Origin of the sequence: Sphingopyxis sp. LK2115 (genome assembly GCF_014595975.1) — a bacterium.
Taxonomy (GTDB): Bacteria; Pseudomonadota; Alphaproteobacteria; order Sphingomonadales; family Sphingomonadaceae; genus Sphingopyxis.
In genome coordinates this window covers 13,882-38,776 of the sequence record NZ_JABWGQ010000033.1, presented here as the reverse complement: position 1 = coordinate 38,776, position 24,895 = coordinate 13,882, and the positions used below count along the sequence as shown (strand labels likewise).

Genomic DNA, 24,895 nt, shown 5'->3' with positions numbered 1-24,895 from the left:
ATGGACTTGACAGGTTCGACAAGTCAAGCGCCGCGCCCGCTATCCGCCCAGACAAAGGGGCCGCAAAGCGCGGCCCCTTCCTCACATTCGTTACCGTGCGGCGCGCCTGATCCGGCGCTGGTCTGCCTCAGCGCTGGTCCACCGGCACATAGGGGCGGTGCGCCGGGCCGGTGTAGAGCTGGCGCGGGCGGCCGATCTTCTGTGCGGGGTCCGAAATCATCTCGTTCCACTGTGCGACCCAGCCGACGGTGCGGGCCAGCGCGAACAGCGCGGTGAACATCGTCGTCGGGAAACCGATCGCCGACAGGATCACGCCCGAATAGAAATCGACATTGGGGAACAGCTTCTTTTCGATGAAATAGCTGTCGTTCAGCGCCATTTCCTCCAGCTGCAGCGCGACCTCGAAAACGGGATCGTTGACCTTCAGCGCGTCGAACACCTCGCGCACCGTTTTCTGCATCACCGTCGCGCGCGGGTCATAATTTTTGTACACGCGGTGGCCGAAACCCATCAGGCGGAACGGATCGTCCTTGTCCTTGGCGCGGGCGATATATTCGGGGATGCGTTCGGGGCGGCCGATTTCGCGCAGCATGTTGAGCGCGGCCTCGTTGGCGCCGCCATGCGCCGGGCCCCACAGGCAGGCGATGCCCGCGGCGATGCACGCAAAGGGATTGGCGCCCGACGAACCCGCCAGGCGGACGGTCGAGGTCGACGCATTCTGCTCATGGTCGGCGTGGAGGATGAAGATGCGGTCGAGCGCGCGCTCGACGGCGGGCACGACCTCATATTCCTCGGCCGGGACGCCGAAGGTCATGCGCAGGAAATTGCCGGTGTAGCTGAGCTTGTTGTCGGGATAGATGAACGGCTGGCCGACCGAATATTTATACGCCATCGCCGCGATCGTCGGCATCTTGGCGATCAGCCGGTGGCTGGCGATCATCCGCTGGTGCGGATCCTGGATGTCGGTCGAATCGTGATAGAAGGCGCTGAGCGCCCCGACGACGCCGCACATGACCGCCATCGGGTGCGCGTCGCGGCGGAAGCCCCGGTAAAAGGTCGCGAGCTGTTCGTGCAGCATCGTGTGGCGGGTGATCGTATTGTCGAACGCCTCAAGTTCTTCGGCGGTCGGCAGCTCGCCGTTGAGCAGGAGGTAACACACCTCCATAAACGACGAATGTTCGGCAAGGTCGCCGATCGCATAGCCGCGGTGCAGCAGCACGCCTTCGTCGCCGTCGATATAGGTCAGCTTCGATTCGCAGCTCGCGGTCGAAGTGAAGCCGGGATCGTAAGTGAAGGCGCCGGTCTGGGCATAGAATTTGCGGATGTCGACCACATCGGGGCCGACGGTGCCCGACAGGACAGGGCTGTCGACGGTCTTGTCGCCCAGCGTGATTTTTGCGGTGTCGGTCATATTAGCTTCCCTGTTCTGACGGCGGGAGAATGTTGCGGCTACGCCCCTGCCGGATAATGTTGCGCTGCGTCAAGTCGCGCCAGGCTGACATCGCGGCCGAGCAGCAGCAGCACGTCGAAAATGCCGGGAGAAACCGTCCGGCCGGTCAGCGCGGCGCGCAGCGGCTGCGCCAGTTTTCCCAGCCCCAGTCCCGCGGCTTCGGCCTCGGCGCGCACCGCGGTTTCCAGCGCGTCGCTTGTCCAGTCGCCAAGTCTGCCGAGGCGCTGCGTCACCGCCGCCAGCAGGCCTTCGGGGGCAGAGGCTAGCACTTCGGCGGCCTTTTCGTCCACCGGCATGGGGTCGGGGGCGAACAGGAAGGTCGCGCCCTCGGCGATCTCGCCCAGCGTCTTGGCACGCGGTTTGAGCGCCGCCATGGCGCGGGTCAGCAGCGCGCGGTCGCTGTCGTCCAGCGTCCGCCCGACCAGCGTTTCGACCCGCGGCGCGACGAGGGCGGCGAGGCGGACGTCGTCGGCTTCGCGGAGATAATGGCCGTTCAGATTCTCCAGCTTCTTGAAATCGAAGCGCGAGGGCGAGCGGCCGACATGATCGAGGTCGAACCACTCGACCGCTTGCGCGCGGCTGATGATCTCGTCGTCGCCATGCCCCCAGCCGAGGCGGAGGAGGTAATTGTTCACCGCTTCGGGGAGATATCCCATCGCGTCGCGATAGGCATCGACGCCGAGCGCGCCGTGGCGCTTCGACAGCTTGGCCCCGTCGGCGCCGTGAATCAGCGGGACGTGGGCATAGACCGGTTCGCGCCACCCCATCGCGCGGATCAGCGCCAGTTGGCGGAAGGCGTTGTTGAGGTGATCGTCGCCGCGAATCACATGGGTGACGCCCATGTCATGATCGTCGACGACGACGCTCAGCATATAGGTGGGCGTGCCGTCGCTGCGCAGCAGGATGAAATCGTCGAGTTCGGCATTCTGCACCGTGACCTCGCCCTGCACCCGGTCGGCGATGGTCACCGCGCCGTCTTGCGGCGCGCGGAGGCGAAGGACGTGCGGCGCCGCGGGGTCGCCGTCGTCGCGGTCGCGCCACGGGCTGCGGACGCGGAACGGCTGGCGCTTTTCCTGCGCCTCGGCGCGCATCGCAGCAAGCTCGTCCGGCGTCAGATAACAGCGATAGGCCGCACCCCGCGCGAGCAGTTCGTGCGCGACCTCGGCATGACGGGGCGCGCGGGCGAACTGAAACACAGGCTCGCCGTCCCAGTCGAGCTCCAGCCAGCGCATCCCGTCCAGAATCGCGTCGATCGCCGCGTCGGTCGACCGCGCACGGTCGGTATCCTCGATCCGCAGCAGGAACCGGCCGCCGTGATGGCGCGCGAACAGCCAGTTGAACAGCGCGGTGCGCGCGCCGCCGATGTGCAGATAGCCGGTGGGCGAGGGCGCAAAGCGCGTCACCACGTCGGCGCCGCTAGCTTCCGGCATTGCTTCTGCCACTTTGGTTGGGTTTTCGGTTGCCACCACGGCCTCTTTCACTCACTTTGCCGCCCCGTCGGGCGGGATCGGGGGTGCCCCTAGCATGGCGACAAGTCCGCTTCAAACGCCCATTGCACCCCGTCGCGCCGACCGCTGGAAAGCGTTCGCCGCGGCGCTGGAGGCGCGACTTGAGGATGAGCGCGAACGCATCGGCCTTTGGCTTCCCGTCGCATTGGGCGCGGGCATCGCGGCATGGCTTGCACTGCCGACCAGGGCGCACTGGATCGGGTTGCTGCTGCTACTCGCCGCCGGGATGCTTGTCGGGCTGCTGATCGGCGGGCGCCGCCGCGTCGGCCGAGCGGTCGCGGTCGGCTGCGGCGTGATCGCGGCGGGGATGCTGCTGATCTGGGGGCGCGCGCTGTGGGTTGCGGCCCCCGTGCTGGCGCAGCCGGTCGTCACCGAATTTTCCGCCGTCGTCGAACGCGTCGAGCCGCGGCCCGCCAGGGGGCAGGTGCGGATCCTTGCCCGGCCAGGGGGGCGCGCCGACCTGCCGCCGCGCATCCGCCTGACCCTGCGCACCGAACAGGCCGGCGACCTGGTGGCCGGCGAGGCGATCGGGCTGCGCGCGCGGCTGATGCCGCCGCCGACCGCCAGCCTGCCCGGCGGCTATGATTTCGCGCAGCGCGCGTGGTTCGACGGCATCGGCGCAGTGGGAACGGTGCTCGGCGAGGTCGCGCGCGTGCCGGGCCGGGCGGATGCCGAACCGCCGCTGCGCGCACGGTTGAGCGCACATATTCAGGGTGAGGTCGAAGGGTCAGCGGGTGGCATCGCGGCGGCGCTGGTGACCGGCGACCGCGGTGCGATTGCCGAAACCGACGAAGAGGCGATGCGGCGAAGCGGGCTTGCACATCTGCTGTCGATCAGCGGACTGCACGTCACCGCGGTCGTCGGCTTTGCGATGCTGTTGACGATGCGGCTGTTCGCGCTGAGCCAGCGGCTCGCGCTCGCGGGCCTTGTCCTGCCGCTCGCCGCGGCGGCGGGGGCGCTCGCGGGTGGGGGCTATACATGGCTCGCCGGGGCCGAAGTGCCGACCCTGCGCTCGTTCATCGCCGCGTTGCTCGTGCTCGTCGCCTTTCTGATGGGACGCGAGGCGCTGACCTTGCGGCTTGTTGCGGCGGGGGCGCTGATCGTGCTCCTGTGGCGGCCCGAGGCGCTGGCGGGGCCGAGTTTCCAGCTGAGTTTTGCCGCGGTGACCGCGATCGTCGCGCTCCACGAAAGCCGGGCGATGCAGGCCTTCCTTGCGCGTCGCGAGGAATCTTGGCCGTTCCGCCTGGGGCGTGGCATCGTCGGCCTGCTGACGACGGGCCTGGTCGTCGAAGTCGCGCTGACGCCGATCGCGTTGTTCCATTTTCACAAGGCGGGGCTGTACGGCGCACTCGCCAACGTCGTCGCGATCCCGCTCACAACCTTTGTCGTCATGCCGGCAGAGGCGCTGGCGCTGCTGTTCGACAGCGTCGGACTTGGGGCGCCCTTCTGGTGGGTCGCCGAACAGGCGCTGCGGTTGCTGATCGCGCTCGCCCACGCCGTTGCAGGCGCGCCCGGTGCGGTGACGACGCTGCCCAGCTTCCCGCCATGGGGCTTTGGCCTGGCGCTGTTCGGCGGGCTCTGGATATTGCTGTGGAAGACGCGCTGGCGCCGATGGGGGATGATCCCGCTCGCGGTGGGCGCCGCCGCGCTGCTTGCGCAGCCGCGCCCCGACGTGCTGGTCGCCGGTGACGGGCGGCACATCGCCGCGGCGCTGCCCGACGGCAGCTATGCGCTGCTCCGCGGGCGCGCGGGCGACCATGTCCGCGACAGCATGGCCGAGGCCGCCGGAATCGACGCGCCGCTGGGCACGCTCGCCGATCTCGATCATGTCGAGTGCAACCGCGATTTCTGCCGCTGGGCGCAGGGCGCGGGGACGGCACGGCGCATCATCCTCGCCTCGCGCGGGCGCGACCGGATCGAGGGCGCGGACATGGCCGCGGCGTGTGCCGCTGCCGATATCGTCATCAGCGACCGCTGGCTGCCGCGCGAATGCGTGGGCCGCTGGCTGACGATCGAGCGCGACAGCCTGGCCGAAACGGGCGGACTCGCGCTCTATCTTGGCGAACAGCCCAAAGCCGTCGCCGCATTCCGACCCGGCGCCGAGCATCCGTGGCGCCGCCCGCAGCAGGTCAGTGGTAACGACGAAGCAATCCCGACAGACGCCCTTGCACAATGACGCGCTCGGCAGGGTAACGTTGCGGTTCATAGGCGCTGTTTGCAGGATCGAGCCGGATCATCGCGCCTTCGCGGCGGAAATATTTGAGCGTCGCATCCTGCCCGTCGACAAGCGCGACGACAATGTCACCCTCGCGCGCGGTGTCCGCTTTCCGGATCAGCGCATAGTCGCCGTCGAAAATGCCCGCCTCGACCATCGAGTCGCCCGATACTTCGAGCGCATAATGTTCGCCCGCGCCGAGCAGCGCGGCGGGAACGGCAAGCTGCTCATGGTCCTCAAACGCTTCGATCGGGACGCCCGCGGCGATTCTGCCGTGCAGCGGCACTTCGACGATGTCATTCGCGGCGATCGGCTTGAGCGCGGGTGGCGCCTTGCGGAGCGCGACGACATTGTCGCGATTGTTGTTCACCACGGACTTCGCAGCTTCGGGCATCTTCAGCACCTCCAGCGCGCGCGCGCGATTGGGCAGGCGGCGAAGAAAACCCCTTTCTTCCAGGGCGCTGATCAGGCGGTGGATGCCCGATTTCGACTTGAGGCCCAGCGCCTCCTTCATCTCCTCGAACGAGGGCGAGATGCCGCTGGCGTCGAGACGCTGCTGGATGAAGTGGAGCAGTTCATGCTGCTTCGCGGTCAACATCGGTCGTTCTCCATCAAGGCCTGGAGCGTCAGGCCGGACATAGAGGGAACGATAGTGGAACAAAGCAGAACTTGTCAAGCGATGGCGATATAATCCGCCGCATCGCCCGCCCCGCGTGCCGGGGCGCCTATGTCGCGGATCAGCAGCGCATTGGCCGCGGCGAGCGGGAGGGTGCGGCCGCTTTCCTGCCCGACGAGCGGGGTGATCTCCCCGCGCTCGACCCGCGCGCGCAGATAGTTGCGGCGCGTGCCGCCCGCGTCCAGCGGCACGGCGAGCGGGGCGCGCTGCACCGGCGGCAAGGGAGCGCGCGCGCCGGCGAGGTGACGGACGAGCGGGAGAAGGAACAGCGTCGCGGTGACGAAGGCCGACGATGGATTGCCGGGCAGGCCGAGCAGGATCGCGTCGCCGAGCATTCCGGCGATCAGCGGCTTGCCGGGCTTCATCGCGATCTTCCAGAAATCGAGCCGCCCGCCCGCGTCGCCCAGCGCGCCGCGGACATGGTCATGATCGCCGACCGACGCGCCGCCCACGGTGACGATGACATCGTGATGCCGCGCCAGATCCTTGAGAATCCTTACCAGCGTCGCGCGGTCGTCGCCGATGTGGAGCGGCAGCACGGGTGCGGCGACCTCGCCCGCGAGCATCGCGGCGAGCATCACGCCGTTGCTGTCGGGGATCTGGCCGGGGCCGAGCGCGCGGCCGGGGGCCACAAGTTCGTCGCCGGTGGTGAGGATCGCGACGCGCGGTCGGGCGCCGACGGCAAGCGTGCCCGCACCGCTCATCGCCGCGGCGGCAATGGCGCCGGGCGTCAGCCGCGAGCCCGCCGCAAGCAGCGCGTCACCCGCGGCGAAATCGGCGGCCCGCGCGTGGATGTGGCGGCCGCGGCTCCCCGGCCCGTCGCCGGTCAGGATCAGCCGGTCGCCCGCGCGCGCGACATCCTCCTGCACGATCACCGTGTCGGCGCCGGGCGGGACGATCGCCCCGGTGAAGATGCGATGCGCCTCGCCGACGCCGACCAGCTGTTCGGGCGGCGCACCCGCGGCGACCTCGCCGGTCACGGTCCACGGGCCCGGCAGGTCGTCGAAGCGGATCGCATAGCCGTCCATCGCCGACAACGGCGCCGCGGGCTGATCGCGCCCGGCGAGGACATCGGCGGCAAGATAGCGGCCAGGCGCGTCGGCAAGCGCGATCGTCTCGCCCGCGAGCGGCGCGCGCAGCGCGAGCAGGCGCGCCTGCGCCTCCTCGACGGGAAGCAGCGCGCTCATTCGGCGCGCCACTCGCCCGATCGGCCGCCGCTCTTTTCGAGGAGGCGGACGTCGCCGATCACCATCGCGCGGTCGAGCGCCTTTGCCATGTCATAGAGGGTGAGCAGCGCGACCGAAGCGGCGGTCAGCGCCTCCATCTCGACGCCGGTTGGCCCGGTCGTCTGTGCGGTCGCGGTAACGGCGATGCCATTGTCCTCCCACGCGAAATCCACGCCAACCTTGGTGAGCGCGAGCGGATGGCAGAGCGGGATAAGGTCGGCGGTGCGCTTGGCCGCCATGATGCCGGCGATGCGCGCGGTGGAAAGCACGTCGCCCTTGGGCGCATTGCCGCCGCGGATGGCTGCGAGTGCCTCCGCCGACATGGTGATGCGTCCGCCCGCGACGGCGCGGCGCCGGGTTGCGGCTTTGGCGCCGACATCGACCATATGCGCAGTGCCGCTGTCGTCCAGATGAGTCGGTTTAAGGATCATGGGCAAGGAGCCAAGCAAGGGGCGAGCCGAAAGACAAGGGGGGATGGAAGGGGGAATTGTCGGGGAACGGCCGGAAGCGGCGATAACCCAAAGAAATGCCTTTGCCTTTCAGGCAGGGGCTTGAACGGCCGCTGCGTCCGCTCCCCACCCCAAAGCCGACCTCAACCTTCGAGCAGCGCCCTTGTTGCCGCTGTGACGTCGGCCTGGCGCATCAGGCTTTCGCCGACGAGGAAGGCTTTCACCCCGCTGGCGGCGAGACGCTGGCAGTCGGCACGAGAGGCGATGCCGCTTTCGCCGACGAGCAAGGTGCCCGCCGGCACAAGTTTCGCCAGCCGTTCGGTCACGCCGAGGTCGGTTTCGAAGGTGCGAAGATCGCGGTTGTTGACGCCGATCAGGCGCGATCGGAGCTGGCCGAGCGCGCGGCCCAGTTCGGCTTCGTCGTGGACCTCGACCAACACGTCCATCCCGCGTTCGATCGCCGCAGCCTCGATCTCGCGCATCGCGCCGTCGTCCAGCGCCGCGACGATAATCAGGATCGCATCGGCGCCGATCGACCGCGCTTCGGCCACCTGCCACGGGTCGATCATAAAATCCTTGCGCAGCACGGGCAGCGCACAGGCCGCGCGCGCGGCGACCAGATAATCCTCATGCCCCTGAAACCAGGGCGCGTCGGTGAGCACCGACAGGCAGGCGGCGCCGCCCGCGGCATAGGTGCGGGCATGATCGCCGGGATCGAAATCTTTGCGAATCAATCCCTTGGATGGCGACGCTTTCTTGATCTCGGCGATCAGGCCATAGCCGCCGGCATCGATCTTTGCTTGCAAGGCGGCTTGAAAACCGCGCGTCGGTCCAACATCCATGGCGTCGAGGTCGGACAGCGGGCGCTGCGCGCGGCGCTCGGCGACTTCGGCCGCCTTGGTTTCAAGGATCTGGGTGAGCTTGTTCATTTATATGCGATCCAGCAATTGAGCAGCGCGTTGGCGAGGCCCTTGTCGATGGCTTCGGCGGCTTCCTCGACTCCGTCCACCAGATTGTCGACCGCGCCCGCGACGATCAGCGCTGCGGCGGCGTTGTAGAGCACGGCGTCGCGATAGGCGCCCGTTTCGCCTTCGAGCAGGCGGCGCAGCGCGCGCGCGTTGAACGCGGCATCGCCGCCGCGAATTTCGGCGAGCGAGCGCGTCGGCAGCCCGGCGTCGGCGGCACTGCTGCGCTGCATCCGCACGCCTTCGGCGGTCACGACCGCGACCTCGTTGCCGCCCGCGAGCGACAGTTCGTCAAGGCCTTCGTCGCCCGAAATCACACGCGAATGGTCAGTGCCCAGCCGGTGCAAGGCTTCGGCATAAACGGCGACATAGGCGGGGCGCGCGATGCCGACCAGCTGGCGCGTCACGCGCGCCGGATTGGCGAGCGGCCCCATCAGGTTGAAGATCGTCCGCCGCCCGATCGCCTTGCGGATCGGCATGATGCGCTTCATCGCCGGGTGGCGCGTGCCTGCGAAAAGGAAACAGATGCCAAGGTCAGCGAGTTGTTCCTCGGCCTGGCGGTCGGCGCGCTCCATGTCGAGGCCAAGCGCTTCCAGCGTATCGGCGGCGCCCGATTTCGACGAAGCGGCGCGATTTCCGTGCTTTGCGACCGGAACTTCGCACGCTGCGACAACAATCGACACGGCGGTCGATACGTTCAATGTGTGATGGCCGTCGCCGCCGGTGCCGCAGACGTCGATCGCGCCTGCGGGGGCCTCGATGGGGATCAGCCGGTCGCGCATCGCCTGCGCCGCGGCGGCGATTTCGACCATCGTTTCGCCGCGTTCGGCCAGCGCGATCAGAAATGCGGCGATCTGTTCGTCGCTCGCGCCGCCGTCGAGCATCGTCGCAAAGGCGGCGGCGGCCTCGTCGTGATCGAGCAGCGCCGACGGGTCGGGAAACGGCCCGAAACGGCTCATGCCGCCTGCCGTTCGCGCACGGGCAGCCCGGCGACGCCCAGAAAATTGGCGAGCATCGCATGGCCATGTTCGGTCGCGATGCTTTCGGGGTGGAACTGGACGCCGTGGATCGGCAGCTCGACATGGCGGAACCCCATTACCGCGCCGTCGTCGCTTGTCGCGTTGATGATCAGACAGTCAGGAATGTCGACAACTTCCAGGCTGTGATAGCGCGTCGCCTGAAAGGGCGAGGGAAGCCCCGCGTAAAGCCCGCTGCCGTCGTGGCAGACGGGCGAGGTCTTGCCGTGCATCAGATGGCCGCGCTGCACCGTGCCGCCGAAATGCTGGCCGATCGCCTGATGACCGAGACACACGCCGAGCAGCGGGCGCGCCGCATCGGCACAGGCGGCGACGAGGTCGAGGCTGATCCCCGCCTCATTGGGCGTGCAGGGGCCGGGCGAGATGAGGATCGCCTCGGCGCCAGTCGCGAGCGCCGCGGATGCGGTGAGCGCATCGTTGCGTTCGACGCGCACCTCGGCCCCCAGCTCGATCAGATAATGAACGAGGTTGAAGGTGAAGCTGTCATAATTGTCGATGACCAGGATCATGCGCGCGCCCTAACCATTTTGCGGCGACGGGGGAAGGGATAGAAGCTTGGCCCGCGCGAAAGCCAGCTTGTGAGGGCAAAGGCGACGTGCGTCAAATCCGCCCCATCCCGCCACTCGACACGAACGGAACGCACGCGGTTCTGAGCCTGTTCAGGTTGCGGTATCGGCAGGCGCGGGCGGAGCGAGCGGCGGCGCCGCAGGCGGCACCGGCGACGGCCTGCCTTCATAGGCGGCCAGGCGGCGCAGCGCGTCGGCGCGGACATTGGCCCAGAACAGCGTGATGTCATAGACATGATAGTTGTTGCCGGGCAGCACATAGCCCGCGACGACATAATTCTGCGCCACGTCGGCGTCGCCGATCATCAGGAAACCGCGCGTGTCGTCGCATCGGGCGCCGATCCGGCCCGCGATCAGCGACCCCGACTTGAACCCGGCGGTCGGTTTCAGCGTGCCGATATTGGCCTCGGGCGGCGCGGCGGTGTCGGGGATGCCGGTGAGCGGATTGGTGCAGAGCATCCGCGTGTTCGCGCGCGGGCGTCCGTCAAAGCCGATCGTCCCGTCATAGGCGTCGGTGACCATCGCCGGGTCGGCTGGCTCGGCGAAGCTGGCCCAGCCGACGATGCAACCCTTCTGGTCGGGCGTCTGGCAGGCGGGAAGGCCGAGCGCCGCGAGGTCGGTGTCGAGGCTGACCGGCCAGCCGATGATATAGGCCGCGACGATGCGCCTGGCGAGCGGGGTGCCCGCGATGCGGGTGCGGAGCAGCGTGGTGAGGTGGAGTGCGCCCTGGCTGTGCCCCGCAAGGATGATCGGCTTGTCCTTCGGCTGCGCGGCGAGGAAGGCGTCGAACGCTTCCTCGACGTCGCGATATGCCGAATCGATCGCCTTGCCCGCCGTTACCCGGTCGGTCGCGAGAAAGGCGCCGAGCGTCGCCTGCCGGTAACGCGGGGCCCAGATTTCGCCGGCATCGGCAAAGGCGCTCGCCATGCCCTGCACGAACAGATTGGCGCGGTGGTCCGAATCGCGGTCGCTGAGCGGCGCATTCCAGCTCGACCGGCTGTAATAGCTCGTCGGATGGACGAAAAAGACCGCGGCGTCGCCCCTGGCGAATGGGGCTGCGGAAGGCGTTTCGGCCGCCTGGGCGGGCGGGATAAGTGGTTCGGCCGCCCTTTTCTTGGCGGCATCGCCCGGCGTTTCGCTGCCGTCGGCGGCGGGGCGCCACGCCGAGGGATTATGCTCCATTCCCGGCCGCGCGAACCACATGGCGGGGTCGTCATAGGCATTCGGCGCGACCGCGGCCTGCGGCTCGAACTCGGTGCTGGGAACAAAGGCAGTGCGCGCGAGCCAGCCGGGAAAGAGCTGATAGACGATCCCTGCGGCGAGGATGAGGAGGATGATCGCGGCGATGAGATAGAGGAACTTGCGGGCCAAGGGGGGCTCCATGGGAGGGGGAGAGGGGAATCCGTCAACCTCATTATCCGTTCGCTCGATGCGAACGGCAACAGGGGATGTCCGTGCACTGGGTGCGCAGCTTTGGCTTGCCGCGCGCCGCGAAACAAGCCCAGATGTGGTCATGACCGATGCACCAGGAAGCTCGCCCATGTCCGATTCGCCGCGCCCTTCCGCGCGCCTCGACGACAGCGATCCGCCGTGGCCGCTGCGGCCGTGGATCATGGCGGCGATCTGCGCCGCGGCGGGACTGGCCTTTCACTTGCTGGTCGATCATGCCCATGACGACCCGCTGGCGCCGTGGCGCAGCGCGGCGGCGGCGTCGGTCGCGGTGGCCACACTGGTGTTCGTGCTGGGGGTCGAACGCCGCCGCTGGCACTGGGCGCTGGGTTTTGCGTTGCTGTGGGGCGCGATCCTCGGGCTGATCGCGCGGGCGACGGCGGCCTATAATTTGCAGGGCAATCCGGTCGAATGGCCCTTCTGGTCGGGCATACTTGCGGTGCTCGTCGCGACGCCCCTGTTCCAGACGCGGCGCGACGTCGCGCCCGACTGGCGTTTCTGGAAGCTGTGGGCGATGCCGTATGATCGGCTCCACAGCCATGCGTGGACCGACGCGGTCATCGGTGCGGCGAGCCTGGCGTTCGTCGGCATCACCTTTCTGCTCACCGTACTGATCGGGCAGATGTTCGAGCTGATCGGGATCAACCTGATCTTCGACCTGCTGAATGACGAATGGTTCGGCTGGATGCTGGCGGGCGCGGCGTTCGGCGGGGCCGTCGGCCTGCTGCGCGAGCGCGACAGGCTGGTCGCGACCTTGCAGCGGCTGGTGATGATCGTGCTCGCGGTGCTGGCGCCGGTGCTCGCGGTCGCGTTGATGCTCTTTCTGCTCTCGCTCGCGGGGACGGGGCTGCAAAAGCTGTGGGATTCGGGCTTTTCGACCGCGGCGGTGATGATGGCGGTGGCGGCGTTCGCGGTGCTGCTTGCCAATGCGGTGATCGGCAACGGCCGCGACGACCGCGCGACGGGGCCGGCGCTGCGCTGGGCGGCGCCGGTGCTGGCGGTGGCGGTGTTGCCGCTGGCGGTCATCGCGCTTTATTCGATGATGTTGCGGATCGGCCAATATGGCTGGACGCCGGAACGGATATGGGGGCTGATCGCGACGCTGATTGCACTCGCCTATGGTCTGGCCGGGGCATGGGCGGTGGCGCGCGGGCGGCGTCGTTTCGACGATCTGCTGCGCCCCTTGCAGCAGCGGCTGGCGATCGCGCTGATGGTGCTCGCGCTCTTTCTCGCGCTGCCGATTGTCGATTTCGGGGCGATTTCCGCACGCGATCAGCTGGCGCGGCTGAAATCGGGGGCGGTGTCTGCGGAAAAGTTCGACTGGGCGGCGATGGCGTTCGATTTCGGACCCGCCGGGCGCACGGCGCTTGCAGAACTGGCGCGATCGCCGCAAAGGGCGCGCGCCGACGCGGCCAAGGCGGCGCTGGCGGCGAAGAACCGCTGGGATCTGATCGGGCCGCGGGCGCCGATCCTGCTCAAGCCCTTTGCCGAGCGGCTGCGCGTCATCCCCGCCGATCGCGCCCTGCCTGCCGAGGCGATCGACCGCATTGCGGGCAGCTATATGTGCAGCCGCGCGGCGGCGTGCGCCGCGGTGTGGATCGACGACCGGCGGATCGGCGTGCTCGGTCAAAAGGCACCGGGCGAATCGCTGAGCTTCGACCTTGTGACGCAGGACGATGCCGGGCGCTGGATTGTTGGCGAACGACCGATGGCGCCGCAACCCGACCAGTCGCAGATCGACCTTTCAAAGGCGCGGATCGCGATCGAGACGGTGCAGCAACGGCGCGTCACCGTCGATGGCCAGTCGCAATCGCCGGGTTTCGAATAGGCACTGCTTGAAGCGCGGGGGGCGGGGTGCTAGCGGCGCCTCTTCTCCCGCAAAGGCAGGAATCAATGGCAATCGATCAGGCAACAGTAAGGAAAATCGCGTCGCTGGCGCGCATCGCGATCAGCGATGCCGAAGCCGCCGCAATGGAAGGCGAATTGAACGGCATCCTGGGCTGGGTCGAGCAGCTCGGCGAGGTCGATGTGAGCGGGGTGGAGCCGATGACCGCGGTGATCCCGAACACGCTCCGCCTGCGCGACGACGTGGTCGATGCCGACCCGCTCACCGGCGGCAACCGCCGCGACGATGTGCTCGCCAACGCACCCGCCGCGCAGCATGGCTTCTTTGGTGTTCCCAAGGTGATCGAATAATGACCGATTTGACCAACCTCACTGTTGCGCAGATCCGCGACGGGCACCGCGCCGGCGATTTCAGCGCCGTCGAGGTCGCCGAAGCGTTCAACGCCAATGTCGCGGACGCAAAGGCGCTCAACGCCTTCATCGTCGAGACGCCCGAACATGCGATCGAGGCCGCGAAGGCGGCCGATGCCGACCGCGCGGCGGGCACGCTCAAGCCGCTTTCGGGCGTTCCGATCGGCATGAAGGACCTGTTTTGCACCAAGGGCGTCCAGACGACCGCGGCGAGCCATATGCTCGAAGGTTTCGTGCCGCGCTATGAATCGACCGTCAGCCAGAAATTGTGGGACGCAGGTGCCGGGATGCTCGGCAAGCTCAACCTCGACCAGTTCGCGATGGGCTCGTCGAACGAGACAAGCTATTTCGGCAATGTGATCTCGCCGTGGCGGCGGAAGGACGGCGGGAACGCCGCGCTCGCACCGGGCGGCTCGTCGGGCGGTTCGTCGGCGGCGATCGCGGCGCGGCTGTGCCCGGCGGCAACGGGGACCGACACCGGCGGTTCGATCCGCCAGCCCGCGGCCTTCACCGGCATTACGGGGATCAAACCGACCTATGGCCGCTGTTCGCGCTGGGGCATCGTCGCCTTTGCAAGCTCGCTCGATCAGGCGGGACCGATGGCGCGCGACGTGCGCGATTGCGCGATCATGCTCGAAAATATGGCGGGTTTCGACCCCAAGGATGCGACGAGTCTGGACCTGCCGGTGCCCCGTTGGGAAGATGCTTTATCGAGTGATTTGAAGGGTAAGACGGTCGGTATCCCCAAGGAATATCGGCTGGATGGCATCGACCCCGACATCGACGCGATGTGGGACGCGGGGATCGCGATGCTGAAGGATGCGGGCGCCGACGTGGTCGAGGTCAGCCTGCCGCATACCCGATATGCGCTGCCCGCCTATTATATCATCGCGCCCGCCGAGGCGTCGTCGAACCTCGCGCGCTATGACGGCGTGCGTTATGGTTTGCGCGACCTGCCGCAGGGAGCGGGGTTGCAGGAGATGTATGCCGCGACGCGCGCCGAGGGCTTTGGGGCCGAGGTCAAGCGCCGCATCATGATCGGCACCTATGTGCTGTCGGCCGGTTTCTACGACGCCTATTACACGCAGGCGCAGAAGGTGCGGACGCTGATCGCGCGCGATTTCGAGGCGGCTTTTGCCTCGTGCGACGTGATCCTCGCCCCGACCGCGCCGTCGGCGGCGTTCGGGCTGGGCGAAAAGGCCGCCGACCCGCTGGCGATGTATCTGAACGATGTGTTCGCGGTCCCCGCGAGCCTCGCGGGGCTGCCCGCCATGTCGGTCCCCGCGGCGCTGAACCGCGAAGGGCTGCCGCTGGGCTTGCAGATCATCGGCAAGGCGTTCGACGAGCAGGGTGTGCTCAACGCGGGGCTGGCAATTGAGGAGCGGGCGGGCTTTACGGCGCGTGCGGAGAAGTGGTGGTAAGATGAGCGATTATCGCATCAAGGGCGAAACCGGCGAGTGGGAGGTCGTGATCGGCCTTGAGGTTCACGCGCAGGTCACCTCCAACGCCAAGCTGTTTTCGGGCGCCGCGACGGCGTTCGGGGCCGAGCCCAACACGCAGGTGTCGCTGGTCGACGCCGCCATGCCGGGGATGTTGCCGGTGCCCAACCGCGAGTGCGTCCGCCAGGCCGTGCGCACGGGGATGGCGATCGAGGCGCGGATCAACAAATGGTCGCGGTTCGACCGCAAGAATTATTTCTATGCGGATCTGCCGCAGGGTTACCAGATTTCGCAGCTTTATCATCCACTTGTCGGCGAAGGTTCGCTGCATATCGAGGCTGATGAGAAAGCGGGCATCGCGCACGGCAAGATGATCGGGATCGAGCGCATCCATGTCGAGCAGGACGCCGGCAAGCTGATGCACGACCAGCATCCGACGATGAGCTTCGTCGATCTGAACCGCTCGGGCGTTGCGTTGATGGAAATCGTGTCAAAGCCGGACATGCGCTCGCCCGCCGAGGCGGGGGCTTATTTGCGCAAGCTGCGTGCGATCCTGCGCTATGTCGGCTCGTGCGACGGCAATATGGAGGAAGGCTCGATGCGCGCCGACGTCAACGTCAGCGTGCGGCGACCCGGCGAGCCATTCGGCACGCGCACCGAGACGAAGAATGTCAACTCGGTGCGCTTCGTGATGCAGGCGATCGAGTATGAAGCGCGTCGGCAGGTCGAACTGATCGAAAGCGGCGGCGCGGTCGTGCAGGAAACGCGGCTGTTCAACCCCGACACAGGGACGACGCGGACGATGCGGTCCAAGGAAGATGCGCATGACTATCGCTATTTCCCCGATCCCGACCTGTTGCCGCTCGAACTCGATGACGCCTTTCTCGACGAATGCCGCGCGAGCCTGCCCGAACTGCCCGACGCCAAGCGGGCGCGTTACGAAGCCGCGGGGATTTCGGCCTATAATGCCGGGGTGCTGACCGCAGAGGTCGAAAGCGCGCGCTGGTTCGACGCGCTGCTCGACGCCGGCGCCGAGCCCAAGGCGGCGGCGAACTGGGTGACGAGCGAACTTTTCGGCGCATTGAACCGGCTCGGCAAGGACATCTCCGACTGTCCGGTAACCCCCGCGCAGGCGGCCGAACTGCTCGGCCTTGTCGCCGATGGCACGATTTCGGGCAGCATCGCGAAACAGGTGTTCGAGATCATGCTCGAAACGGGCGATGCGCCCGCGAAGATCGTCGAGGAAAAGGGCCTCAAGCAGACGAGCGACACCGGCGCGATCGAAAAGGTCATCGGCGAGGTGCTGGCCGCCAATGCCGACAAGGTCGATCAGTACAGGGGCGGCAAGGAAGCTTTGTTCGGATTCTTCGTCGGCCAGACGATGAAGGCGATGCAGGGCAAGGCGAACCCGCAGGTGGTGAATGAACTGCTGAAGAAGGCGCTGGGCTGAGGCTCGCGCGTTGCTCCGCGCGTTCCTGACCCTCTGGCTGCTTGCCGCTTGCGCCACGCTCGCGCGCGCGGAGACCGTCGTCTTCACAAACATCAACGTCGTGCCGATGGACACGCAGCGCGTGATCCCGCGCACAACGGTGATCGTTACCGATGGCGTGATCGCCAGCATCGGGACCAGGGCGAAATTGCCGGCGGGGACGCCAGTGATCGACGGCAGGGGCGCGTCGCTGATTCCCGGCCTGGCTGACATGCACAATCATGTAACGAGCCGCGACGACTTGTGGCTGCTGCTCGCCAACGGTGTCACGACGATGCTCAACATGGGCGAGGCGACGAACAGCTTTGCCGGGCGGACGCGGATTGCGGTGAACGAGGGCAAGGTGCTGGGAGCGGCGAAGTTCGGCGTCGTCGCGCCGGGCTATCGCGCCGACCTGTTACTTGTCGCCGAAAATCCGCTGGCGAATCCGGCGACGCTGCGCGCGCCGCTCGGTGTCATGGTCGGCGGCCGCTGGCACGACGCGGCGGCGCTGAAGGCGATGCTGGCCGAAGTGGCGGCGCGGCGCGTCGTTCCCCAGAGGATAATCGCTCTTGGTGGAGTCGTCACACCAGCCTTTGCCGGGATGACAGGCAGCGTCAAAGCTGCTGCGGCGGCAGTTCGTCCGGGCCGCGTCCAGGTTCGTCGATATCGCCGCCGCCGGGGTGGCCGGGGATTTCGGCGGGCTGTCCGGGCGGTGCTTCGGGCGGGACGGGGCGCGCCGGCGTTTCGGGCGGTGATTGGGGTTCGATCCTGTCGGGCTTCGGCGTGGGATAGGGGGCCGCCATTGTCTGTCTCCTCGCTTGCCAAACGCCCCGGCGTGCGTCTCGTTCCGGCCGGTGCATTTCGCGGCGTTCCGCCCTTGCCCTCGGCGTCCCGTCTGCTATAGCGCCGCCCGGCCCGCACGGGCGTGCGCGGCACAGCGCATGGCATCCGTGCACCCGGCCAAAGCTCTGAGCGGGCGTGGCGGAATTGGTAGACGCGCTGGTTTTAGGTACCAGTATCGCAAGATGTGGGGGTTCGAGTCCCTTCGCCCGCACCAATCTGCAATGCAGGCCGGGATCATGGGGAACTTCGCCATTTTGACGGGGTTCGATACGATATTTTGAGCAAGGATAAGACCAAGGCAATGAAGACCGTCGAAACGCTGAACGAAGGCCTGAAGCGCGAATATCGCCTCACCATTACCGCCAAGGACATCGACGCGCGCGTCGACGAGGAGGTGAAGAGCATCGCCCCGACGGTTCGTATGCCCGGTTTCCGCCCCGGCAAGGTGCCGCCGAACCTGATCCGCAAGATGCACGGCGCCGCGCTGTCGGCCGACGCCCTCAACAAGGCGATCGACCAGGGCGTCAAGGATCTGATGGCAAAGGAAAAGCTGCGCCCGGCTCTCCAGCCCGCGGTGACGCTGGCCGATGGTTATGAAACCGGCAAGGATGCCGAACTCACCGTCGCGCTCGAAGTGCTGCCCGACATCGAGGCGCCGTCGATCGACGGGCTGAAGCTTGAGCGGTTGACCGTTCCCGTCGACGACAAGGCGGTGATGGCAAAGATCGAGGAATTCGCCGCGCAGATGAAGCGCTTTGAGGAAGCGCCGAAGACCAGAAAAGCTGCGACCGGCGACCAGGTCATCATTGATTTTGCCGGCAGCGTCGATGGCACCCCCTTTGACGGCGGCACGGGCGAGGATATGGCGGTCGAAATCGGTTCGGGCCAGTTGATTCCGGGCTTTGAAGATCAGCTCGTTGGCGTCAAGGCGGGCGACGAGAAGGTGCTGAAGGTCACCTTCCCCGAAGATTATCCGGTCGACACGCTGAAGGGCAGGGACGCCGAATTCGCGGTGACGGTGAAGGAAGTGAAGCTTCCCGCCGCGTCGAAGATCGACGATGATTTCGCCAAGTCGCTCGGCCTCGAAAGTCTGGACAAGCTGAAAGAGCTGATGAAGGACCAGGTCGAGCAGGAGCTGAACGGCCTGACGCGCACCTATATGAAGCGCAAGCTGCTCGACCAGCTCGCCGCCGCCCATGATTTCGAAGTGCCGCCGACGATGGTCGAAGCGGAGTTCAACCAGATCTGGCAGCAACTCGAACATGAAGCGAGCCACGAGGAGGATCCCGAAGCGGCCAAGGCCGAGCTGGAAAAGGATCGCGAAGAATATCGCGCCATCGCGGTGCGCCGCGTCCGCCTGGGCCTGCTTCTTTCGGAAATCGGCCAGGCGCATGGCGTGCAGGTATCGCAGCAGGAAATGCAGCGCCTGATCATGCAGGCGGCGCAGCAGTATCGCCCCGAAGATCGTCAGCGTTTCGTCCAATATGTCCAGCAGGATGCGCTCGCCGCCGCGCAGCTTCGTGCGCCGCTCTATGAGGACAAGGTCGTCGACTTCCTGTTCGACAAGGCCGAGATCACCGATCGCGAAACGACCCGCGAGGAACTCGAAGCCGCGATCGAAGCCGATGACGACGGCCACGTCCATGGGCCGGGCTGCGGCCACGACCATGACGAAAAGCCCGCGAAGAAGGCAGCGGCCAAAAAGTCGGCCGAGCCCAAGACGGCGCCGGTGAAGAAGGCCGCGGCTGCGAAAGCCGAGGACAAGCCCGCCGCCGCTGACAAGAAGGCACCCGCCAAGGCGAAGGCCGACACCGACGCCAAGCCCGCGGCCAGGAAGCCTGCGGCAAAGAAGGCTGCCCCCGCGAAGAAATAAGGTCGCGCGACTGGAAATCGAAAAGCCGGGTGGAGGATGCTCCGCCCGGCCTTTTGTTCGTCATGGCGAGGCGGCTTCATCGGGTTGGCCTGTAATGGTGACGGTTGGACGTTGGTCCTTGTCCGCCTTCCACGCCAGATCCGATCTCGAAAAAATCGCTGTCCTGCTTGATCCGGCTTTCCCGGCCTTCATCCGGCTCTTTCCTTTAGTGGATAAATGCGCTCGCTGTCCGGCTTGGGACAGGCCCCGGCAAGGCGGACAGGGGGCTTCGCCGTCGTGGCCGGGTAAGCGCGAGTTCAGGGCTGAACTTTCCTGCACCCTGGAAATAACTTGCTTTTCGTGAATCGATCCGATCCGCCTAGATCACGTCCATATTATAGCAATGCCAGCTGAAGATCGCGGCGGCGCCGCGGTGGGGGCGCCAGGGTTCGGCGAGTTCGCGCGCCTGTTTCTCGCTCGGCCGTGCGCCGAGTCCGAGGATCCGGCCAACGGCTTCCTGCACGGCCAGGTCGCCCGCCGGCCAGATGTCGGCGCGTCCTTCGGCAAAGAGCAGATAAATCTCCGCCGACCAGCGCCCGATGCCCTTGACCTTGGTGAGCAGCGCGATTGCTTCCTCGTCGTCGGCGGGCAGGGCGTCGAAGGTCAGCTCGCCATCGAGAACCAGCTGCGCAAGGCTTTTGGCATAGCCCTGTTTCTGTCCAGAAAGGCCACAGCCGCGCAGCGTATCGGAATCGGCCGCGGCGATGACTTCGGCCGGACAACCTTGACCGAATGCAGCCTCCAGCTTGTTCCAGATCGAGGTCGCGGCGGCGACGCTGACCTGCTGGCCGACAATGGTGCGGAGCAGAGTCGCATAGCCACGTTCGCGAATGCGCGGTTCGGGATAACCGGCGTTGCCGAGCGCGCGCGCGAAATTGGCGTCGCGTTCCGCCAGCGCGTCAATTCCCGCGTTCAGCTGCTCCTGGCTGAGGCCCATCCCATATTCTCCTTTTGTTCCCAAAGTTGCTGATAGCAACGCTTGATTTGGCAGGCAACGCGCGACATAGCGCCAGCGACACAAATCTATGGGGACGAGCATGGCCAAGCTGATTGTCGTGACGCGCGACGGGACCGAGCATGAGATCGAGGGCGACACCAGCCTGACCGTGATGGAGAATATCCGCGAGGCGGGCTTTGACGAGCTGCTCGCGCTTTGCGGCGGCTGCTGTTCGTGCGCGACGTGCCACGTCCATGTCGAAGCCGGCGACACCGCCGCGATGCCCGCGATGAGCGAGGACGAAAACGACCTGCTCGATTCGACCACCGACCGCGACGAGACATCGCGCCTGTCGTGCCAGATCCCGTTCAGCGACGCGCTGGACGGGCTGAAGGTGCGGATCGCGGCGGAGGATTGACCATATCTCCTTTGCCATTGCGGGCATGGCGAAGCCATGCGGAGCGGTTTGCGCGACTTCCGGATTGCCGCATCGCCTTCGGCTTTTCGCAATGACGATGGTGTAAAGTTTCAGCCTGCCGCGGTCGCGACCGCATAGAGCGCGATCGCCGCGGCGTTCGAGATATTGAGGCTCTCCATCCGCGGCGAGATCGGCAGTCGCGCCAGCACGTCGCAATGTTCCATGACATTGTGGCGCATCCCGTCGCCTTCGGACCCAAGCACGAGCGCGACCTTGCTGCCGTCCAGCGTTTCGCCCAGCGTCGTTTCGGTGTCGCCCATCAGCCCGATACGCCAATATTGCGCTTCGGCGATTTCCTCCAGCGCGCGCGACAGGTTGACGACGCGCACCCACGGCACGCTTTCGAGCGCGCCCGATGCCGACCGCGCGATGACGCCGCTTTCGGGCGGACTGTGGCGATCCTGGGTGATGATCGCTGCCGCGTCGAACGCCGCGGCCGAGCGCAGCACCGCGCCGATATTGTGCGGATCGGTGACCTGGTCGAGAATGACGAGCGGGCGCTTGCTTTCGGCATCGACTTCTTCCTGCAGCAAGTCGCCGAGATAGATGCTGTCGAGCGGTTCGACCTCGATCACCAGCCCCTGGTGCGGCGCGTCGCGCGCGACGAGGCGTGCAAGGTCGGCGACGTCGGCATAGCTGATCGGAATCACCGGCGGCAGGTCGAGCTGGCTCAGCGCGTCCCGCGTGCCCCAGATGCGCTTGACGGTCCGGTCGGGGTTGGCGAGCGCGGCAAGAACGGCATGGCGACCCCAGAAGCGCACGGCCTGTCCGCGCTGGTTTCCGCCGGTGGGTCGGCGGTGACGGGAAAATTGTCTCATGGCCGCGCCTTTCCCATGACTGGCATTGACAGGCAAGCCTCGTTTCGCCATTGGGCCTCTTCCCAACGCGGACCCCATGGACAGGTGGCCGAGTGGTTAAAGGCAGCAGACTGTAAATCTGCCCGGGTTTCCGTACGCTGGTTCGAATCCAGCCCTGTCCACCACCGCCTCCCAAGGCGATGAAACACCAGAAAACACAGGTTTATGAACCGTTTCCGGCATTGCCGGCGGCCCGACCTCTTGAGAGGAAGGGTTTACGACGAGCAAGACGGCGAACAGGATATCACCTGAGGTTAAGCGAACCGGCGGTCTGCCTGATTCTGGACCATGAAGGCGACCATCCGGTTGCTATCGTCGAGCGTCCACGTCGACCCAGGTTTTGCCGCCGGATTCGATTTTATCCACTGGCGAACAAGGGAATCCGTCCCCAATTCTCACTGCGGCTTTGCCTTGGATTGTGCAGATCGGCAAAGCTGCGTAACCCGCCTGTGCGTCGTCAATCAATCGTGCGCGCGAGTTCGCGGTTGAGCCATAGCGCAACCAGCGTGACGATCGCGCCCGACAGCAGATAGGCGCCCGCAGCGATCAGCCCGAATTCGCTCGACAGCCACAGCGCGACCATCGGCGCGAAGCCGGCGCCGAACAGCCAGGCGAGATCGGTGGTGAAGGCCGAGCCGGTATAGCGATGTCGCGGGGTGAAGTTCGACGAGAGCGCACCCGACGATTGCCCGAACGACAGGCCGAGCAGCAGGAAGCCGAGGATCATGAAGCTCGCCTCGCCGACCTGGCCGGCGTCGAGCAGCTGCGGGGCGAAACCGCTGAATGCCGCGATTGCCGCCGCCGTCGCGGCGAGCACGGTGCGGCGCCCGAAGCGATCGGCAAGATAGCCCGAGGCGATGATCGCGATGACGCCGCCGACTGCGGCGATCGCCTCGATCATCAGGAAGCGCGCGGGGGTTTCGTCGGTGAACAGGAACACCCACGACAGCGGATAGACGGTGACCATGTGGAACATCGCAAAGCTTGCGAGCGGCGCGAAAGCGCCGATGACAATCGTTTTCCACTCCGATCGCACCGTTTCGGCCAGCGGCGCGGGCTGGAGCGCGCGATTCTCGAACAATTCGGCATATTCTGGGGTCACAACGATGCGCAACCGCGCGAAAAGTGCGACGACGTTGATCGCAAAGGCGACGAAGAAGGGGTAGCGCCAGCCCCAGGCGAGGAAATCCTCTGCCGGCAGCGCCGAGATCAGGAACATGAAGAGCAGGCTGGCGACGATCAGGCCGAGCGGCGCGCCGAGCTGCGGGATCATCGCATACCAGCCGCGCTTCGATTCGGGCGCGTTCAATGCGAGCAGCGAGGCAAGGCCGTCCCACGAGCCGCCGAGCGCGACGCCCTGGCCCATGCGGAACAGCGCGAGGAGCAGCGCGGCGCCGATGCCGATCGATTCGTAACCGGGCAGAAAGGCGATGGCCGCAGTCGAGCCGCCGAGCAGGAACAACGCGATGGTGAGCTTGGCGCCGCGGCCATAGGCGCGGTCGATGGCGGTGAAGATGATCGTGCCGACAGGTCGCGCGACGAAGGCAAGGGCAAAGATCGCGAACGACCAGAGCGTGCCGGTCAGCGGATCGACGTGCGGGAACACCAGCTTCGGAAAGACCAGCACCGACGCGATCGCATAGACGAAAAAGTCGAAAAATTCGGAGGTGCGGCCGATGATGACGCCGATGGCGATTTCGGCCGGGTCGATGCGGTGCCCGTCCCCGTTTTTGTCGGCACCGTGGAGCGCGCGCGCGTCGCGTTCAGCCTCGCTCGTGGGGACAGTATCGGCAGCCATGGCAACAATCCTTGAGCTGGCGCCCGCGGCACGTCAGGATGCACGGGCACGAGTCGGTCATAGGGCAAAAGCGCCCGCAATGAAAACGCCCCTGCGCGATGACGACGCATCGCGGGATTGGACAAAATGTCCTATGTGCAGTGCAGCAAAGGAGGCTTAGGCGCGCGTCATGCCCGCTGATCACTCCCGTTTTTCCGCCCCGATGCGGCTGCTGCCGCTGCTCGCCGCAACGCCGCTCTTGTCGGGCTGCGGCATGGTCGTGCTCGATCCCGCAGGCGACGTCGCGCGCCAGCAGGGCAATCTGATCGTGCTTTCGACGGCGCTGATGCTGCTGATTATCGTGCCGGTGATGGCGCTGACGATCTTTTTCGCATGGAAATATCGCGCGTCGAACCGGGACGCGACCTACAAGCCCGACTGGGACCATTCGACGCAGCTTGAGCTGGTCATCTGGTCGGCGCCGCTGCTCATCATCATCTGCCTCGGCGCGGTGACATGGGTGGCGACGCATCTGCTCGACCCCTATCGCCCGCTCGCGCGCACGGGTCCGGGCAAGCCCGTCGCGGCGGAGGTGAAGCCGCTCGACGTGCAGGTCGTCGCGCTCGACTGGAAATGGCTGTTCATCTATCCCGAACAGGGGGTGGCGACGGTCAACGAGCTGGCGGTGCCGGTCGATCGGCCGCTGCGTTTCCGCATTTCCTCCTCGTCGGTGATGAACAGCTTTTACGTGCCTGCGCTCGCCGGACAGATTTATGCGATGCCGGGGATGGAGACCAAACTTCATGGCGTGTTCGACAAGACGGGCGAGTTCACGGGCTTTTCGGCCAATTATTCGGGCTGGGGCTTTTCCAACATGCGCTTTGGCGTCAGGAGTCTGTCCCCCGCCGAGTTCGACCAATGGGTCGTCGCGACGCGCGCGTCGGCCGAAGGCGACCTTGACCGCAATGCCTATCTGAAGCTCGAAACGCCGTCGCAGAAGGAGCCTGTCCGCCGCTTCGTCGCAAGCGACCCGCAGCTGTTCGACGCGGTGGTCAATATGTGCGTCGAGCCGGGCAAGATGTGCATGCACGACATGATGTCGCTCGATGCCGCGGGCGGCGCGGGGATCGCGGGCATCGGCAATGTCCGGCAGGTCACCTATGACAAGTTCGCCGCGCGCGGCACCGTCGACGCGGCGCGCTGGTCGATGCGCTATGTCGCCGCCTGGTGCAGCGCGCCGGTGATGTCGAACGACCGCCCCGACGCCAAGCCCGTGTCGCCGGAGAAGCTGAAGGGCGAGGGGCTGCCACTGCCGGGCAAGCCCGCCCGCACCGCGCTGAACGCGCCCGCCGTCACGCCCCCGCTGTCCTGACCGTCTGCCGAG

21 protein-coding genes and 2 tRNA genes are annotated in these 24,895 nt (G+C 66.5%); 11 read left to right on the top strand and 12 right to left on the bottom strand.

The genetic code is table 11. The features are described 5' to 3' along the window. Positions 1–127: 127 nt before the first annotated feature. Entirely contained in the window at positions 128–1,411 is a 1,284-nt protein-coding gene (locus HUW43_RS05105) for a citrate synthase (RefSeq protein ID WP_188236363.1), read from the bottom strand. Between the two features lie 38 nt (positions 1,412–1,449). After that, complete coding sequence (gene gltX, locus HUW43_RS05100) at positions 1,450–2,880, bottom strand: glutamate--tRNA ligase (RefSeq protein WP_188236388.1); 1,431 nt, start codon at positions 2,878–2,880, stop codon at positions 1,450–1,452. Positions 2,881–2,974: 94 nt separating this feature from the next. Between gltX and HUW43_RS05095 the strand changes: the two genes are divergently transcribed. Next, positions 2,975–5,134 (top strand): ComEC/Rec2 family competence protein, encoded by a 2,160-nt coding sequence (locus tag HUW43_RS05095; RefSeq protein ID WP_188236362.1) that lies wholly within the window; start codon positions 2,975–2,977, stop codon positions 5,132–5,134. Here HUW43_RS05095 and lexA read toward each other — a convergent pair. The 7 genes from lexA to HUW43_RS05060 form a co-directional block, all read right to left on the bottom strand. Next, on the bottom strand, positions 5,088–5,771 hold the full coding sequence (gene lexA, locus HUW43_RS05090) for a transcriptional repressor LexA (protein ID WP_188236361.1): 684 nt from the start codon (positions 5,769–5,771) through the stop codon (positions 5,088–5,090). The two genes, HUW43_RS05095 and lexA, sit on opposite strands and share 47 nt — an antisense overlap. A gap of 74 nt (positions 5,772–5,845) precedes the next feature. Further along, positions 5,846–7,036 carry a molybdopterin molybdotransferase MoeA gene (locus HUW43_RS05085; protein WP_188236360.1) on the bottom strand — a complete coding sequence of 397 codons (1,191 nt, stop codon included), beginning with the start codon at positions 7,034–7,036 and terminating at the stop codon, positions 5,846–5,848. After that, positions 7,033–7,506, bottom strand: a complete 474-nt coding sequence (gene moaC, locus HUW43_RS05080; RefSeq protein ID WP_223181299.1) for a cyclic pyranopterin monophosphate synthase MoaC — start codon at positions 7,504–7,506, stop codon at positions 7,033–7,035. Before moaC ends, HUW43_RS05085 begins: the two co-directional genes overlap by 4 nt. 161 nt (positions 7,507–7,667) lie before the next feature. After that, the gene (gene trpC / locus HUW43_RS05075) at positions 7,668–8,453 is read right to left on the bottom strand and encodes an indole-3-glycerol phosphate synthase TrpC (RefSeq protein ID WP_188236359.1); all 786 of its coding nucleotides are present in this window, start codon (positions 8,451–8,453) and stop codon (positions 7,668–7,670) included. Then, positions 8,450–9,448 carry an anthranilate phosphoribosyltransferase gene (gene trpD / locus HUW43_RS05070; RefSeq protein WP_188236358.1) on the bottom strand — a complete coding sequence of 333 codons (999 nt, stop codon included), beginning with the start codon at positions 9,446–9,448 and terminating at the stop codon, positions 8,450–8,452. Before trpD ends, trpC begins: the two co-directional genes overlap by 4 nt. Continuing rightward, positions 9,445–10,035, bottom strand: a complete 591-nt coding sequence (locus HUW43_RS05065) for an anthranilate synthase component II (protein ID WP_188236357.1) — start codon at positions 10,033–10,035, stop codon at positions 9,445–9,447. The genes trpD and HUW43_RS05065 overlap by 4 nt, the downstream gene beginning before the upstream one ends. 150 nt (positions 10,036–10,185) lie before the next feature. Next, entirely contained in the window at positions 10,186–11,463 is a 1,278-nt protein-coding gene (locus HUW43_RS05060; protein WP_188236356.1) for a DUF3089 domain-containing protein, read from the bottom strand. Between the two features lie 169 nt (positions 11,464–11,632). Between HUW43_RS05060 and HUW43_RS05055 the strand changes: the two genes are divergently transcribed. The 7 genes from HUW43_RS05055 (at position 11,633) to tig (ending at position 19,423) form a co-directional block, all read left to right on the top strand. Then, positions 11,633–13,369 (top strand): DUF4153 domain-containing protein, encoded by a 1,737-nt coding sequence (locus tag HUW43_RS05055; protein ID WP_223181298.1) that lies wholly within the window; start codon positions 11,633–11,635, stop codon positions 13,367–13,369. A gap of 65 nt (positions 13,370–13,434) precedes the next feature. Further along, entirely contained in the window at positions 13,435–13,737 is a 303-nt protein-coding gene (gene gatC / locus HUW43_RS05050; protein ID WP_188236354.1) for an Asp-tRNA(Asn)/Glu-tRNA(Gln) amidotransferase subunit GatC, read from the top strand. Further along, the gene (gene gatA, locus HUW43_RS05045; RefSeq protein WP_188236353.1) at positions 13,737–15,218 is read left to right on the top strand and encodes an Asp-tRNA(Asn)/Glu-tRNA(Gln) amidotransferase subunit GatA; all 1,482 of its coding nucleotides are present in this window, start codon (positions 13,737–13,739) and stop codon (positions 15,216–15,218) included. Before gatC ends, gatA begins: the two co-directional genes overlap by 1 nt. A gap of 1 nt (position 15,219) precedes the next feature. Then, positions 15,220–16,686: an Asp-tRNA(Asn)/Glu-tRNA(Gln) amidotransferase subunit GatB gene (gene gatB / locus HUW43_RS05040; RefSeq protein WP_188236352.1), complete on the top strand. Its 1,467-nt coding sequence runs from the start codon at positions 15,220–15,222 to the stop codon at positions 16,684–16,686. A 10-nt stretch (positions 16,687–16,696) separates the two neighbouring features. After that, entirely contained in the window at positions 16,697–17,611 is a 915-nt protein-coding gene (locus tag HUW43_RS16005) for a hypothetical protein (RefSeq protein ID WP_188236351.1), read from the top strand. 68 nt (positions 17,612–17,679) lie between these two features. Beyond that, positions 17,680–17,764, top strand: a tRNA-Leu gene (locus HUW43_RS05030). A gap of 87 nt (positions 17,765–17,851) precedes the next feature. After that, positions 17,852–19,423, top strand: coding sequence for a trigger factor (gene tig / locus HUW43_RS05025; protein WP_188236350.1), 1,572 nt, complete (start codon positions 17,852–17,854; stop codon positions 19,421–19,423). A gap of 358 nt (positions 19,424–19,781) precedes the next feature. On the opposite strand, the gene HUW43_RS05020 is transcribed toward tig, so the two are convergent. Beyond that, entirely contained in the window at positions 19,782–20,399 is a 618-nt protein-coding gene (locus HUW43_RS05020) for a DNA-3-methyladenine glycosylase family protein (RefSeq protein WP_188236349.1), read from the bottom strand. Positions 20,400–20,499: 100 nt separating this feature from the next. On the opposite strand from HUW43_RS05020, the gene HUW43_RS05015 reads away from it, so the two are divergent. Next, positions 20,500–20,817 carry a 2Fe-2S iron-sulfur cluster-binding protein gene (locus HUW43_RS05015; RefSeq protein WP_188236348.1) on the top strand — a complete coding sequence of 106 codons (318 nt, stop codon included), beginning with the start codon at positions 20,500–20,502 and terminating at the stop codon, positions 20,815–20,817. Between the two features lie 110 nt (positions 20,818–20,927). Here the strand turns inward: HUW43_RS05015 and rlmB are convergent, their stop codons facing one another. Continuing rightward, positions 20,928–21,695 carry a 23S rRNA (guanosine(2251)-2'-O)-methyltransferase RlmB gene (gene rlmB / locus HUW43_RS05010; RefSeq protein ID WP_188236347.1) on the bottom strand — a complete coding sequence of 256 codons (768 nt, stop codon included), beginning with the start codon at positions 21,693–21,695 and terminating at the stop codon, positions 20,928–20,930. Positions 21,696–21,773: 78 nt separating this feature from the next. Here rlmB and HUW43_RS05005 point away from each other — a divergent pair. Next, positions 21,774–21,859, top strand: a tRNA-Tyr gene (locus tag HUW43_RS05005). 332 nt (positions 21,860–22,191) lie between these two features. Here the strand turns inward: HUW43_RS05005 and HUW43_RS05000 are convergent. Further along, positions 22,192–23,532, bottom strand: coding sequence for an MFS transporter (locus HUW43_RS05000; RefSeq protein ID WP_188236346.1), 1,341 nt, complete (start codon positions 23,530–23,532; stop codon positions 22,192–22,194). Positions 23,533–23,701: 169 nt separating this feature from the next. Here HUW43_RS05000 and cyoA point away from each other — a divergent pair, with 169 nt between their 5' ends. Beyond that, a complete protein-coding gene (gene cyoA / locus HUW43_RS04995) occupies positions 23,702–24,883 on the top strand; it encodes a ubiquinol oxidase subunit II (protein WP_411157930.1) in 1,182 nt (393 codons plus the stop codon). Positions 24,884–24,895: the final 12 nt, after the last annotated feature.

Excerpts from the sequence above, each read along its gene's own strand:
- cyoA (WP_411157930.1), top strand. The coding sequence starts at position 23,702 with ATGCCCGCTGATCACTCCCGTTTTTCCGCCCCGATGCGGCTGCTGCCG.
- HUW43_RS05085 (WP_188236360.1), bottom strand. The coding sequence starts at position 7,036 with ATGAGCGCGCTGCTTCCCGTCGAGGAGGCGCAGGCGCGCCTGCTCGCG.
- lexA (WP_188236361.1), bottom strand. The coding sequence starts at position 5,771 with ATGTTGACCGCGAAGCAGCATGAACTGCTCCACTTCATCCAGCAGCGT.
- rlmB (WP_188236347.1), bottom strand. The coding sequence starts at position 21,695 with ATGAGACAATTTTCCCGTCACCGCCGACCCACCGGCGGAAACCAGCGC.
- HUW43_RS05015 (WP_188236348.1), top strand. The coding sequence starts at position 20,500 with ATGGCCAAGCTGATTGTCGTGACGCGCGACGGGACCGAGCATGAGATC.
- gatC (WP_188236354.1), top strand. The coding sequence starts at position 13,435 with ATGGCAATCGATCAGGCAACAGTAAGGAAAATCGCGTCGCTGGCGCGC.
- tig (WP_188236350.1), top strand. The coding sequence starts at position 17,852 with ATGAAGACCGTCGAAACGCTGAACGAAGGCCTGAAGCGCGAATATCGC.
- gatA (WP_188236353.1), top strand. The coding sequence starts at position 13,737 with ATGACCGATTTGACCAACCTCACTGTTGCGCAGATCCGCGACGGGCAC.
- trpC (WP_188236359.1), bottom strand. The coding sequence starts at position 8,453 with ATGAACAAGCTCACCCAGATCCTTGAAACCAAGGCGGCCGAAGTCGCC.
- gatB (WP_188236352.1), top strand. The coding sequence starts at position 15,220 with ATGAGCGATTATCGCATCAAGGGCGAAACCGGCGAGTGGGAGGTCGTG.
- gltX (WP_188236388.1), bottom strand. The coding sequence starts at position 2,880 with ATGCCGGAAGCTAGCGGCGCCGACGTGGTGACGCGCTTTGCGCCCTCG.
- moaC (WP_223181299.1), bottom strand. The coding sequence starts at position 7,506 with ATGATCCTTAAACCGACTCATCTGGACGACAGCGGCACTGCGCATATG.
- HUW43_RS05065 (WP_188236357.1), bottom strand. The coding sequence starts at position 10,035 with ATGATCCTGGTCATCGACAATTATGACAGCTTCACCTTCAACCTCGTT.
- HUW43_RS05020 (WP_188236349.1), bottom strand. The coding sequence starts at position 20,399 with ATGGGCCTCAGCCAGGAGCAGCTGAACGCGGGAATTGACGCGCTGGCG.
- HUW43_RS05105 (WP_188236363.1), bottom strand. The coding sequence starts at position 1,411 with ATGACCGACACCGCAAAAATCACGCTGGGCGACAAGACCGTCGACAGC.
- trpD (WP_188236358.1), bottom strand. The coding sequence starts at position 9,448 with ATGAGCCGTTTCGGGCCGTTTCCCGACCCGTCGGCGCTGCTCGATCAC.
- HUW43_RS05000 (WP_188236346.1), bottom strand. The coding sequence starts at position 23,532 with ATGGCTGCCGATACTGTCCCCACGAGCGAGGCTGAACGCGACGCGCGC.
- HUW43_RS05055 (WP_223181298.1), top strand. The coding sequence starts at position 11,633 with ATGTCCGATTCGCCGCGCCCTTCCGCGCGCCTCGACGACAGCGATCCG.
- HUW43_RS05095 (WP_188236362.1), top strand. The coding sequence starts at position 2,975 with ATGGCGACAAGTCCGCTTCAAACGCCCATTGCACCCCGTCGCGCCGAC.